This is a genomic window from Brevibacterium sediminis, assembly GCF_013623905.1.
Classification (GTDB): domain Bacteria; phylum Actinomycetota; class Actinomycetes; order Actinomycetales; family Brevibacteriaceae; genus Brevibacterium; species Brevibacterium sediminis.
The window spans coordinates 218,223-231,120 of sequence record NZ_JABKDD010000005.1; the positions used below are offsets into that span (position 1 = coordinate 218,223).

Sequence of the window (12,898 nt, forward strand, 5' to 3'; positions counted from 1 at the left end):
GGGGCCGTCTCCGGTTCCCGCTCGTACGACGCGTATGCGTCGGCCGCCGTCGATGCTGACGAACTCCTCGTCGAGACCGCTTCCGGGGTCGAGCGAACGGTCGGTCGGTCAATTGCCTCGTATCATTCCGATTTCTCCTTCAGGTGCGCGTCAGGCACTGCGCCACCACCACGCCCCTGTGGTTCGGGCGGGACGTTCTCGTCCCATCTCTGCACGTCTTCAAGCTGCTTCGCCACCGCCACAACCGCGGCGTCCTCCTGATGCCGACCGACAATCTGCACTCCCATCGGCAGCCCGCTGGGCGTGAAGCCCGCCGGCACCGAAACGGCCGGCTGACCCGTAAGATTCGCCCATGGTGTGTGGCAGGACCACTCGAGCATCAGGCCGAGCACTCCGTCGGCGCCGTCGGCAGTGAAATGCCCGATCGGCACCGGGGGTGCCGTCGTCGTCGGCGTCAATGCCGCATCGAACTCGTTCAGAGCGACCAGGAATGAGCTCGCATAGGCCGCCTGCATCGCTTGGGCCAGAGCCAGGTCCGCGGCAGAGAGACGCTTCCCGGAGGCGACGAGGTACCGGGTGAAATCCGTCCGTGTCGCTCGACGCCGCTCCGGCACCGCCTGCTCCACTGCCGCCGACACCGTCGCTGCGAACGTCGCTGTGAAGGACCGGATCAGCTCCTCATCGAATCCCGCCGGGATGGCGATCTCGGCGACGTCGTGGCCGGCCTCGCGCAGGACCGCGGCCGTACGGTGAGCGGCCGCGACGATCTCGGGATCCGTGGACACGGAGGAGACTCCGCTCTCGGTCCACATCGCGATCCTCAGCCGCCGGCTCGCCCTCTGTCTGACCGCCTCGGAGATTGGGGTCGAATGGGGCTAACCGTAGAGATCACCCGGTTGGGAATGCGCCATCGCCTCGAGTCCGATCACCAGATCGTCGACCGTGCGCGCGATCGGCCCCTCTGTGCCTGAGGCGAAGAACGTCGAGCGTGGTGCGGTGCTGATGAGGCCTCTGCTGGGTTTGAGGCCCACGAGGTTGCAGGTGGCGGCGGGGGGGGGGTGCGGATCGACCCGGCACTGTCACTGCCGTGGGCCAGCGGGAGCAGACGAGCCGCAACAGCACCGACGGCACCGCTCGCATAGCGTCCGAGGTCGTACGGTGTCACGCTCGGCCGACCGGTCAGCTCTCCGTCGGTGAAGCACGCGGCACCGAACTCCGGGGCACTCGTCTTCCCGAGAAGCACCACACCCGCGGATCGCAGCCTGGCAACAGTCGAGTCATCGGTCGGCGGAACAGTGTCCGAAAGAGCTCGAGTGCCGAACGTGGTGCGCACTCCGGCCGTGGCGAAGAGATCCTTGATCGCCAACGGCAGTCCCGTTAGGCGATCACCCTCACCCGCCGCCAGCCGCGCGTCTGCCCGAGCCGCCTCGGTCAAAGATACCTCGGGACAGACGGTCGTGAAGGCTCCGAGGCGACCGTCCAGTCGCTCGATGCGCTCAAGGTAGTGCCGCGTCAGCTCATATGAGCTCACCTTCCGGCGCCGCAGCGCGTCCAGTTGGGCACCGGCGCTCAGCTCATGCAGCTCAGTCATCGCGTCGGGCCTCCCTGAGTCGCCACGGCCGTGATGGTGTCCGCGAGCAGATCGAGCTCGCTCGGAGTCATGGCCTGCCTGCCGATGAGCCGTTTGTGTATGAGCGGCCCCTCCGCCAGCCCCTGCAGCAGGGCCAGATCGGGCAGTTCTGTGATTTCGCCTCGTCGCAGGGCCCGGGTCACGGCCTCGGTGAGTGGCTGCGAGCGATGTTTCGCCGTGTTCAGGAATGTGACCTCGGCTTCGGGGTCCTTAGGCAGCTCGGCGAGAAATCCGACGAGGCCTTCCGTCCACGGTGCGCGCCAGCTTCTCGAGAGATCGTCGAGGAAGTGGCGGAGATCCTCGCGCAGATCGCCGGTGTCACGCGACGTCACGGGAGGCAGATGGGCCGCGAGGACCTCGGCGACCAGCTGTGCCTTCGTCGTCCAGCGACGATAGACATCGGACCGGTGGGCACCGGCTCGTGTGGCGACCTCGGACATTGACAGCGCATCGAAGCCGCCTTCTGCGAGGAGGTCCCACCCAGACTCCAACAGTCGCTTCTCCAGGGAAGGGTCTTTCGGACGAGCCAACACGTACCTGCTTTCACTACATCATGTTGCGTCAAAGACTAGACGGCCTCTGACATACAATTCAATAGAAGACAGTGTTTTCCCGACCCTATGCGCAGTCCAAGACTCGGTAGGGCTACACACTGTAGCGGAATCCTCCGCATCGGATCCGCGTGCTCCCACGGTGCCGCCCCCATCCATTGGCCACTCGGACAAACTCAGCGAAGCATCGCTGGGCGATTCGACGAGGTGGTGGCAATGGTCACCTTGGAATACTCATGTCTGGAGGTTCTCACCGACTCAGCGAGGAGGGTGGAGTGACAGGACAATCACCGACGACCATACGAACGGCTCCCGGTCGGGCGCGTCCGACACGCGCTTCGGCTCTCGTCAGCCATCCGCTGACGACGTATCTGCTGCGCAGATTCGGCTACATCCTCATCTCCCTGTTCGTTCTGGTCACGATCTCGTTCCTGCTCGTCCAACTGATTCCCGGCGACCCGGCTCGAGCCTCGGCGGGAGAGTCCGCTCCCCCGGAAGCCGTCGAGGCCAGACGAATCGAACTCGGGCTCGACAAACCGCTCGTCATCCAATACCTGGTGTTCTGGAGAGGTCTCTTCGCCGGGGACCTCGGTGATTCGATCAGTCTGCGCATCCCGGTCATCGACGTCATCACCGGACGAGCACCGGCGACGCTCGAACTCGCCTTCATCGCCGTGGCCATCGCACTCGTCTCGGCCGTGTGCCTCGGGCTCATGTTCGGCGCACTCACCCGCTCGGGCCGCCGGTACGGCACCGAGGTCGGCTTCACCTCCGTCACCGCCGTCGTCGCCGTGATTCCGGAGTTCCTGGCCGGCATCATCCTCGTCTACCTCTTCGCCGTCAGCGTCGAGCTTCTGCCCGTAGCCGGGCGCACGGGTCCCGAGTCCTATGTGCTGCCGGTGATCGCTCTGGCGATCGGGCCGTGCGCGGCCCTGACCAGGATCGTCCGCGCCGAGACCCTGACGGTTCTGCGCCAGGACTACATCCGAACCGCACGCTCGAAGCGGATGTCACCGGTCCGTCTCTATGGCCGACACGTGCTGCCGAATCTCCTCACCTCGACCCTGACGATCTCCGGCCTACTCCTGGGCGGAATGATCGCCGGAACCGTGCTCGTCGAGTCCATCTTCGCGTGGCCGGGTCTGGGCGGGGTCATCGTCGACTCCATCCAGGGCAAGGACTATCCGCTCATCCAGGCGATCGTCATCTTCTACGGACTCGTCGTTCTACTCATCAACCTCGTTGTCGACGTGGCTCTCATCCTCCTCGATCCTCGCACCACATTGGACGCTTCATGACCACTTCCCGCAGGCTTCTGGCCGCTCTGCGCACACCGCTGGGAGCACTCGCCGTCCTCGCGTGCTCGGCGCTGCTCTTCCTCGTCGTCTTCGGTCCTCTCCTCTGGGGCTCTTCGGCCGCAGCCACGGACACAACCGCGATCGCTCAGGGCACGAGTCCGGAGCATCCGTTCGGCACCGACGGCAGCGGTCGCGACATCCTCCTGCGCACCCTCGTCGCCGCTCGCCTGTCCGTGACGATGGCCCTGGCCGCCACCGCTGTCGGCGTCTGCGCGGGAATCATCGTCGGACTGCTCCCACTCATCCTCGGCGGCAGAATCGGGAGGTGGATCGTCGCGGGCATCAACATCGGCGTCGCCTTCCCCGGGCTGCTGCTGGCCATCTCCTTCTCGGTCATTCTCGGACAGAGCGGATTCGCAGCGACTCTGGCGATCGCGCTTGCCATGGTTCCGTCATACGGGCGACTCACCCATAACCTCGCCGCCTCGGTCTGGGGGCGTGACTTCATCTCCGCGGCCCATGTGCTCGGCGTCCCGGTCTGGAAGACGGTGCTCCGGCACGTCCTGCCCAATGTCCGCGACCCGCTCATCGTCAACGCCGCAGTCACCGCGGGCAACGCCCTGGTCTCATTCGCGGGGCTGTCGTTCCTGGGCCTGGGCATCCAAGTGCCCCAGTACGATTGGGGGCGGATGCTCAGCGAAGGCATGAGCCGCATGTTCGTCAATCCCGCAGCTGCCCTGGTTCCGGGCGCGGCGATCATCCTCGCAGGGCTCACCTTCGTCCTCCTCGGCGAAGTCCTGGGGGTCGCCCTCGGCACCGGAAACCACGGCTCGGTCATCGCCAGATTCCACCGTCGCCTGAGGGCGCGCGGAGCAGCCGATCCAACCGCAGCCTCCGCCCCTGTCACCGACACCGCAGGTGTCAGTGCAGACACGCCCGGCGCGAGCACCGTCTCTCCCCGCCACGGCAAGGGGGCAAGTTCCCACCCTGAGACCGCGGTGTGCTCCGTGCGCAATCTGCGGGTGAGCGCGCCCGGGCCCAAGGGTGAGCCGAACGACCTCGTCAGAGGAGTGTCCTTCGATATCGGCCGCGGAGAGATCGTCGGCATCGTCGGCGAGTCCGGTTCCGGCAAGAGCCTGACCCTCATGTCCCTTGCTGGCCTCATCGAATCCCCGCTGCATGTGAGCGCCGATGCCGCCCATTTCGACGGGGAGGACCTCACCCTGCGGGCGGACGGGCACCCGAGACGGCTGGACCGGCATTTCGGTGAGAAGTTGGCCATGGTGTTCCAGGATCCGATGTCCTCGCTCAACCCCGCCCTGCACGTCGGCGCGCAGGTGGCCGAGACCGGCCGGCTGCACCTCGGGCTGAACCGAGCCCAGGCCCGGGATCGCGCCATCGGTCGGTTGGAGGACGTGCGCATTCCCGAGGCTCGCCGTCGCTTCGGGCAGTATCCGCACGAGTTCTCCGGCGGTATGCGTCAGCGCGCGATGATCGCTGCCGGGCTCATGGGCACGCCGTCTCTCATCCTCGCCGATGAGCCGACCACGGCCCTCGACGTCACGGTGCAGGCGGAGATCCTCGCACTCCTGCGCCGGATCAACACGGAGGTGGGGACGTCGATCGTCTTCGTCTCCCACGACATCGCCGTCGTCACCTCGCTGTGCACGCGCGTCCTCGTCATGTACCGGGGGCATCTGGTGGAGAACGTCTCCGCAGAGGATCTGCGCGCCGGCCGTGCCGACCATCCCTACACGCGAGCCCTCCTGGCAACGGTTCCGACCATGTCGACGCCCCGGGATGCGCCTCTCGCGTCGATCCCGGACGGCGCGGATTTCCTCGCCGAGGCATCGGCTCTCGTCGAGAAGGAGGCACCATGACCAGAGCACTTAGCTTCGAGACCGTGAGCATCAGCTACGGTCGCGGAGCGCAGACGTTCACGGCCGTCGATTCGGTCAGCCTGCGCCTGGAGCCCGGAGAGATCCTCGGCCTCGTCGGAGAATCGGGGTCGGGAAAGTCGACGCTGGCCAGAGCCGCCGTCGGACTGGTCGAACCGGCTGCCGGGAGCATCCGCCTCGGCGATACCGTGATCTCCCGTGCGACGGGGACAGACCTGAGGGAACGCAGGAGGATTCAGATGATCTTCCAGGATCCTCAGTCCTGCTTCGACCCCCGTCGGACCATCGGAGAATCCCTCGACGAGGCGCTCGTGTCGGCGTATCGGAGGGAAGGCGAACCCTGTCCCTCCCGGCAGGCGCGTGCCGCCCGGGTCGGTGAGCTCCTTGACTCCGTGTCCCTGCCGGGCGAGCGCGCTGCGAGCCTGCCTGCCGAGCTCTCGGGCGGGCAGAGGCAGCGGGTGGCTGTGGCCCGGGCCATCGCGGCTGAGCCGGAGGTCATCCTGGCCGATGAGATCACCTCGGCGCTCGATGTCTCCGTTCAGGGCACGGTGCTCAACCTGCTGCGGGAGCTGCAGCGCGACCTCGGGTTCTCGGTCCTCTTCATCAGCCACAACCTCGCCGTCGTCCGTGCCGTCTGCGAACGGGTCGCGGTGATGCGGGGAGGGCGCCTGGTAGAGGTGGGCGAGACCCTCAGGGTCATGGAATCACCCGATCAGGAGTACACGCGCGACCTCATCGCCGCCGTGCCCTCCCTCTGAACCGGGGAGCAGCTCACAAGGCAGGCAGCCATGGCAGTCGCCTCACACTGCACGCAGCTCACCCGGCAGGCGTATGGGTCCTCACCCAGTCGATGATCTGCTGGTTGAAGTCTCGCCGGTATGTGACCGGTCCGTTGAGAATGAACACGTGCGAGCCCTGCGGATAGATGACGAGCCTCGTGTCGACGTCGTTGCCACGCAGCCTCGAATACCACAGCTCGGCCTGGTCGAGCGGGCAGCGCTGATCCTCCTGTCCGTGCAGGATGAGGGTCGGCATCGTGACCCGATCCACCCGGTGGATCGGTGAGAGGTGATCGAAGGCCCGGCCTCCGAATTCCACCTCGCACAGGTGCGTGCCCATATCGCTGGTGGCGGCGAACAGGTCCAGATCACAGATGAGCCCTCCGGGAACGGCAGCAGTGAACCGTTCGGGATGCTTCGAACTCAGCCAGCAGGTCATGAATCCGCCATAGCTGTACCCGGTCACGGCGACCCGGTCGGCGTCGACGATGCCCTCGGCAATGAGGGCGTCGAGGGGTTCGAGGAAGTCCTTCTCATCGGCTTCTCCCCAGGCTCCCGCGGCGGCACGTAGGAATCGGGCGCCGTAGCCGTCCGATGACCGGGGGTTGAGGGTGAGGATGTTCCATCCCTCTGCTGCGAGCACCTGATGGTAGAGGTGTGCGGTGTCGGCAACACCCGTCCAGGCGTTATGCGGTCCGCCGTGAATGTCGAGCAGAGTGGGAGCGGGACCCTCGGTCGCTTCGGCGCGCAGCAGCCATCCGTGGACCTCGAGACCGTCGGAGATGGGAAACCTCATGCTCCGGGGCCGGATGAATGTCGCCTCGGGCACCGCCTCGTCCCAGAAGCACGTCAGCGCCTGGACGTCCCCGGTCGCGAGGTCGAGCGCGATGAGCTCACCCGGACGGTCGGCGTCACTGATGCGCATCACTGCAGTCGCACCGACCACATCGAGCCCGCTGATGACCGCGGTGTCGGAGACCGGGTGGCGGAGCATCGCCGCTCCCCCACCACCGTCATTCGTCTCCTCGAGGTCCATCGAGACGAGAACGGTCCGCCCCTCCTCGCGGACACAGAAATGCAGCCGCGCACCCGAACCGAAGACGGGAGCGCCCCCGGGATATCCGGGACCGCCGCCCATCACGCCGAGGTCGAGATCCTCAGTGAGCACCGTCAACGCCGAGGTCGTGAGGTCCAAGCGCACCAGCCGTGGCAGTTCGATGCCCTTCACCGTCTGACCGATCGCGATCACTGAGGCGCTGTCGGGCATCCAGACCAGGGGGCCGGCCAGAGAGTCCGCAGCCCAGGGAAAACGCAGGGTCCCGGCCGCATCGTCGGTGTCGACGATCCCGATCTCCTGGGCAGGCACTCCCGCCGAGGTGCCCGCGCAGGTGCGCACGAATGCGAGCCTGCGTCCGTCCGGTGACCACATCGGATCGGTGCTGTTGCCGACGGTGAGGATGTCCGTGCTGTCTTCTCCATCGACAGCCAGGATCCGGATCCGGCTGCGGGCCGTGCCGATCCACCCCGGGCCGTCAACCTTGTACTCAGGCTCGCCGTCGACCACGAGCGGAGGCCGCGGATACTCCAGGGGTTCATCGACCAGACAGCTCAGCGCAATCGTCGTTCCGTCCGGAGAGAACACAGGGGTTCCGAGCGCCGCCACGCCGGAGGTGTGGACGGTGACGTCGCCGCCGTCGATCGGCATGAGGCAGAGATCAGAGACGCCGGAATTCGCTCTGAGGAACGCGACTGTCATCCCGTCGGGAGACAGCGCAGGCGCCGTGTCGGTGTGCCCGCTCGTGAGTGTCCGTGAGGGCCCGCCGCCGGACAGCGGTGCCACACGCAGCTGAGATTCGCTCGGCCCGTCCAGCCGGTTGCGTGTCGCGACGAAGAGGACGCTCTCGCCTCCGGGAAGGATGAGCGCCGAATGCGGGTCGGTGAGCCGGTGGAGGATGTCGAGAACGGGTGCGGTCACGGCAGCGCCACCTCCTGCAGACGAGTTCGGTACTTCTCCACCTTCGCGCGATCGATGTCGACGCCCATGCCGGAGCCGCGCGGGACCTCGACGATGCCGTCGTGCATCCGGATCGTCGTGGTCGTGATGTCCTCGGCGAAGAACCGGTCCGAACCCGAGATGTCACCGGGCAGGGTGAAGCCGTCGAGGGCGGCGAGCGCAGCGTTCGCAGCGCGTCCCAATCCGGTTTCGAGCATTCCCCCGCACCATACCGCGATGCCGTTGGCCACGGCGAGATCGTGGATCTTCCGCGCGGCGAGGTATCCGCCGACCCGGCCGGGTTTGATGTTGATGATGTCGACGGCTCGCAAGGCGATGGCATCCGCGGCGGCTTCCGGGGAGTCGATGGATTCGTCGAGGCAGATGGGCGTGCGCAGCGATGACCGCAGCTGGGAGTGCTGCCGCAGATCGGCTTCGCCCAGGGGCTGTTCGATGAGGAGGAGACCGTAGTCGTCGAGCTTGGCCAAGGTGGTGGCATCGGCCAGCGTGTACGCAGCATTCGCGTCCACCTGGAAGAGCAGGTCGTCGCCGAACTCTTCGCGCACGGCCGCCACTGGAGCGATGTCGGCGCCGGGTCGGATCTTCAGTTTGATCCGGGCGTAGCCTTCGTCGATGTATCCGCCGATCACCCGGACGGTGTCGGCTGTGGAGTCCTGGATGCCGACGGAGACACCGGACGGCACCGAGGTCCGCACTGCCCCCAGATAGTCGTGGAAAGATCTGCCCTGCGCTCTCAGTGCGGCATCGAGGATCGCCATCTCCAGCGACGCCTTCGCCATGGGCTGACCGATGACATGGGACAGCAGGCCCGAGACGCGTTCCGGGTTGAGGTCTTCGCGGGCGGCGAGCGCCGGGGCCAGCCACCGGGTGACCACCTCGGCGGCACCGTCGAGGTGTTCGGCCGAGTAGAACGGACGGTCCAGTGCCACGTTTTCACCCCAGCCTGTGACGAGTGCTCCGTCCGTGGTTTCCACCTGCGCTTCGATGAGGAAGCAGCGCTTATGGGTCTGGGTCATGAACGAGGTGGTGAATGGCGAAACCAGGGGCAGTTCGAGGTGGTGGATAGATAGGTGCTTCAGTCTCATCACGGTCCTTCCGTCAGGCAGTGTCAGCGGTGAGTGGTCAGGGGCGGCGCAAGACATACTGCCCATGGTGGGGGCTGCGGCGGGAGAACCCGGTGATCCGCCAGCCATTGCCGAGTAGATCGGTGAACGCCTCTCTCGTGGCCAGCCGCCAGGTGTGGGCCCGCACCGGGTCCTCGCGCCGCAGGGCTTCGATGTCCCAGGGCACGGCGACGCCGAGGGATTCGGTTCCGACGACCGGCGGGGCATAGGGCGTCGGTGCCCCGCCCCTGTCCTCGACCGCCGGGGTGGCGTCGTCGCCCGTCTCCCACGATCGGGCGGTGGGATCGCAGGTGAGATCCCAGAGGATGAGCATGCGGTCCGAGAGTTCGCCCGCGTTGATCGAATCGGTCATCTGGCCGTAGAAGTCAGGGAGGTAGTCGATCGGGACCGCTCCGAGCCGTGAGATGTTGAAATGGGCGTTGCGGCACACCAGGGGGTCATAGGTCCAGGTCATCTCCACGATTCCGTTCTCCAGGCACCAAGCCCGCTGCCGCAGTTTGATGGCATGGCCGAACCCGCGTCCCGCGGAGTCCGGGAGGAAGCCGACGATATGGGAGTGGAACGGCGATCCGGCTGGACCGCAGAATCCCACTGCGGCTCCGACCGCCTCGGTGCCGTGGCGAGCCAGGAACACCGGATTGCCGGCATGGGTCATGGCGGTGAGCACCGCATGATCGATGATCGGTGTGCCCGGAGTCCTCCAGATCCGTGAGAGGACCTGGGACACGGTGTGCAGATCCTCAGGGGCATGGACTTCTCGGATGTCGAGTCCGAGGTCTGCGCAGCGCGCATCGGCCATGTGCTCGGCCTCGAGCACGAAAGACCGCGGAGGCGCCAGACGAGTCATACTGTGTCCTTTCACCGGTGGAACCTTTGTCCCAAGCTTGTCCCGTGCACACGGGCGGGCACATCGGAGGATCGGCGCAGGGTTCACCCGCGATGTTGTCGGGACCGACAAACCCACTCCGCCGACGACCTGTCCCGCTGTCGACTCGGACGAAGCGGGTCCCGCAACTTTGTCCTGAACTCCGAAGCCGAGCCCGTGTGTAGTTGAGGAAGATGAGGGTATGATCTTCGACACAGCGATCGAACGGCTCGAAGATGAGCTCGGCATCACCTGTTTCGTCCATGCCCGTGACCTCGACCGACGGCTCCGCGAACCGGACAGCGCCGAGGTTGGAGTCAGGGAAGACGAGCCCGTGGTCACGGCCAGCGTGTTCAAACTGCCGGTGCTCGTCGAAGCCTGCATCCGCATGAGCACGGGCGAGGTCCCCGCCGAGCGCCGAATCGCGCTGGGCCCGGAGGACTTTCCCGTGGAGGGCTCGACCGGACTCGCTGTCTTCAGCGATGCCGTCTCCGTGTCCTTCCGGGATCTGTGCCTGTCGATGATGACCGTCTCGGACAATCGAGCCACCGATGTGGTGATGGACATCCTCGGCCGCGCCCGCGTGAATGCGAGGCTGCGGGAGCTCGGTCTGACTTCCACCGTGATCGAAGGCGACTGCCGGCACCTCTTCGACACAGCGGCCGCTGACCTGGCAGCTCTGGACCCGCCGGTGGCTTACGCCTCCGCGGACGCCGGAGCGCACTGGCTGAAGACGAGGACGCTGGACCCGGGGCGGACGAACCGTTCGACTCCGGCCGAGACGACGACGCTGCTCGCGGCTCTGTGGAGAGACGAAGGGCTGCCCGCTTCGGCGTGCGCGGAGGCGAGGCGGATCCTCGGTCTGCAGGTATGGTCGCACCGCCTGCGCCGAGGCTTCTCCGACGAGGTGACCGTAAGCGGAAAGACGGGCACCCTACCCTACATCCGCAACGAGGCCGGAGTCGTCGAGTTCCCTGACGGCGGCAGATATGCCGTCGCCGTATTCCTGCGGACCCCGTCACCCCGCTCGATCGGCCCCCGGTTCGACGATGCCATCGCCGACCTCGCAGCTGCGGCGGTGGCCGACCTGCGCTCAGTTCGCCCACTCACTCAATGAAGAGGACACCATGAAGAAACGAATACTGGCCGCCGTCGCCGGGCTCTCCGCACTCACCCTCAGCGCCTGTGGCGGAGGCGGCGGAGCGGGAACCTCGAGCGGGGACGGCGAGCCTGTCATCGACGGCACCCTCAAGGTCGCCATCAACGAAGACCCGGGCAACCTGTTCCGGCACGTCAACACCTCTGCGACTCTCAGCTATGTCTACCCGTGGGCGTATGAGTCGCCGGTCTACTTCGATGACAGCGGCGAACCGCAGGGATGGCTGGCGGAGAAATGGGAGGCGACCCCGACCTCGCTGAGCTTCACCATTCGGGAGGGCATCACGTGCGAGGACGGGTCCGAGCTGACGGCGGAATCCGTGGCGAACAACTACCGGTGGATCCTCGATCCAGAGAACGCGTCCAGCTTCAAAGGTCTCGTCGTCCCGGCCGATGCCACCATCGACGACGATGCTGCGGCGAGGACCGTGACCGTAACGACGAAGTCCCCCAATTCGTTCCTGCTGCCTCAGATGGGGATCCAGCCAATCTACTGTCAGGGCGCCCTGGACGATCCCACGAGCGTCGAGTCCGCCACGAACGGCACCGGCATGTACTCGCTCAAAAAGGCGGTGCCGGGAGATCACTACACCTTCGAGCGTCGAGACGACTACAGTTGGGGACCGGAGGGCGCACCGACCGGGGAGACGCCCGGCGTGCCCAAGGAGGTCGACGTCAGCATCGTCGACAATCCGAGCACGCGCGCCAATCAGCTCCTGTCCGGGGAACTCAACATCGCAGCCGTGCAGGGACCCGACGAGGAACGTGTCGCCTCCACCCTCGAGCCGTTCTATCAGGACGACCTCATCACCGGCGGATTCGCCTACAGCCAGGCCGAGGATGCGCCGACGGCCGATGAGGATGTGCGCATCGCCCTCACCGAGGCACTCGATCTCGATGCGCTCATGCAAGTCCAGACGGCGGGCCAGGGAAAGCGCGCCGAGAGGCTCGCGGTGCTCAATCCGACGATCTGCACCTACGATGCGGCCACGCCGAACCTGCCGTCGAACGACCTCGCCGATGCCGAGTCCCGGCTCGACGCGGCCGGTTGGAAGAAGGGTTCGGACGGCAAGCGCAGCAAGGACGGACAGCCGTTGACCTTGGACTTCGGGTGGTACACGCGCTGGCCCGAGACCTCCTCGACAGCTGAGCTCATGGCCGAACAATGGTCGAAGATCGGTGTCGGCGTCAAGCATCACGGTACGGACGCCGGGGCGTTCCTCGAGAAGATCAATTCCCCCGGAGCCGCCGAGGACTTCGACGTCATCTGGTTGGCGTCGAACTACTCGGTGCCCAATGTGCTCGCCACCTTCGTCTCCGGGCCCGTGCCCCCGAAGGGCTCGAACTACGCCGGCATCAGCAACCCGGACTTCGATGCCCGCGCCGAGGAGGCGTCGCAGGTCACCGGCAAGGAGGCCTGTGGCAGCTGGGAGAAGGCAGAGGCCGCCATGTACCAGTCAGCGGACTATGTTCCCTTCGCCGTGCGCCCTGACATCACCTTCGGCCAAGGCGTCAAGAACTCCCTCGGTCAAGGATGGACGAACGTCAACGGCATCACCCTTGTCGAATGAGACCCCGACA

Annotated in this window: 10 protein-coding genes and 1 pseudogene; 5 read left to right on the forward strand and 6 right to left on the reverse strand. The window is 66.2% G+C overall.

Annotated elements, in window-relative coordinates; translation table 11 throughout:
* Window positions 1-122 precede the first annotated feature (122 nt).
* The 3 genes and pseudogenes from HK108_RS09865 to HK108_RS09875 all read right to left on the reverse strand — a co-directional run.
* Window positions 123-1,037, reverse strand: a pseudogene (locus HK108_RS09865) (amidase family protein); the annotation flags it as partial.
* Window positions 926-1,591, reverse strand: coding sequence for an amidase family protein (locus HK108_RS19195; RefSeq protein ID WP_181271387.1), 666 nt, complete (start codon window positions 1,589-1,591; stop codon window positions 926-928). The gene HK108_RS19195 and the pseudogene HK108_RS09865, both read right to left, overlap by 112 nt.
* The gene (locus tag HK108_RS09875; protein ID WP_181271388.1) at window positions 1,588-2,160 is read right to left on the reverse strand and encodes a TetR/AcrR family transcriptional regulator; all 573 of its coding nucleotides are present in this window, start codon (window positions 2,158-2,160) and stop codon (window positions 1,588-1,590) included. Before HK108_RS09875 ends, HK108_RS19195 begins: the two co-directional genes overlap by 4 nt.
* A gap of 296 nt (window positions 2,161-2,456) precedes the next feature.
* Between HK108_RS09875 and HK108_RS09880 the strand changes: the two genes are divergently transcribed.
* The 3 genes from HK108_RS09880 to HK108_RS09890 are packed head-to-tail and all read left to right on the forward strand — an operon-like array spanning window position 2,457 to window position 6,135.
* Window positions 2,457-3,479 carry an ABC transporter permease gene (locus HK108_RS09880; protein WP_219922299.1) on the forward strand — a complete coding sequence of 341 codons (1,023 nt, stop codon included), beginning with the start codon at window positions 2,457-2,459 and terminating at the stop codon, window positions 3,477-3,479.
* Window positions 3,476-5,359, forward strand: coding sequence for a dipeptide/oligopeptide/nickel ABC transporter permease/ATP-binding protein (locus HK108_RS09885; protein ID WP_181271390.1), 1,884 nt, complete (start codon window positions 3,476-3,478; stop codon window positions 5,357-5,359). The genes HK108_RS09880 and HK108_RS09885 overlap by 4 nt, the downstream gene beginning before the upstream one ends.
* Entirely contained in the window at window positions 5,356-6,135 is a 780-nt protein-coding gene (locus HK108_RS09890; RefSeq protein WP_181271391.1) for an ABC transporter ATP-binding protein, read from the forward strand. Before HK108_RS09885 ends, HK108_RS09890 begins: the two co-directional genes overlap by 4 nt.
* Before the next feature lie 58 nt (window positions 6,136-6,193).
* On the opposite strand, the gene HK108_RS19095 is transcribed toward HK108_RS09890, so the two are convergent.
* From HK108_RS19095 to HK108_RS09905, 3 genes are read right to left on the reverse strand one after another with little or no spacing between them, the layout of a single operon-like run.
* The gene (locus HK108_RS19095; RefSeq protein WP_181271392.1) at window positions 6,194-8,131 is read right to left on the reverse strand and encodes a S9 family peptidase; all 1,938 of its coding nucleotides are present in this window, start codon (window positions 8,129-8,131) and stop codon (window positions 6,194-6,196) included.
* A complete protein-coding gene (menC, locus tag HK108_RS09900; RefSeq protein WP_181271393.1) occupies window positions 8,128-9,255 on the reverse strand; it encodes an o-succinylbenzoate synthase in 1,128 nt (375 codons plus the stop codon). Before menC ends, HK108_RS19095 begins: the two co-directional genes overlap by 4 nt.
* A 37-nt stretch (window positions 9,256-9,292) precedes the next feature.
* A complete protein-coding gene (locus tag HK108_RS09905) occupies window positions 9,293-10,141 on the reverse strand; it encodes a GNAT family N-acetyltransferase (RefSeq protein ID WP_181271394.1) in 849 nt (282 codons plus the stop codon).
* A gap of 220 nt (window positions 10,142-10,361) precedes the next feature.
* Here HK108_RS09905 and HK108_RS09910 point away from each other — a divergent pair, with 220 nt between their 5' ends.
* Together HK108_RS09910 and HK108_RS09915 are read left to right on the forward strand one after the other, a co-directional pair.
* The gene (locus tag HK108_RS09910; protein ID WP_181271395.1) at window positions 10,362-11,276 is read left to right on the forward strand and encodes a serine hydrolase; all 915 of its coding nucleotides are present in this window, start codon (window positions 10,362-10,364) and stop codon (window positions 11,274-11,276) included.
* A 10-nt stretch (window positions 11,277-11,286) separates the two neighbouring features.
* Window positions 11,287-12,888: an ABC transporter substrate-binding protein gene (locus tag HK108_RS09915; RefSeq protein WP_181271396.1), complete on the forward strand. Its 1,602-nt coding sequence runs from the start codon at window positions 11,287-11,289 to the stop codon at window positions 12,886-12,888.
* Window positions 12,889-12,898 lie beyond the last annotated feature (10 nt).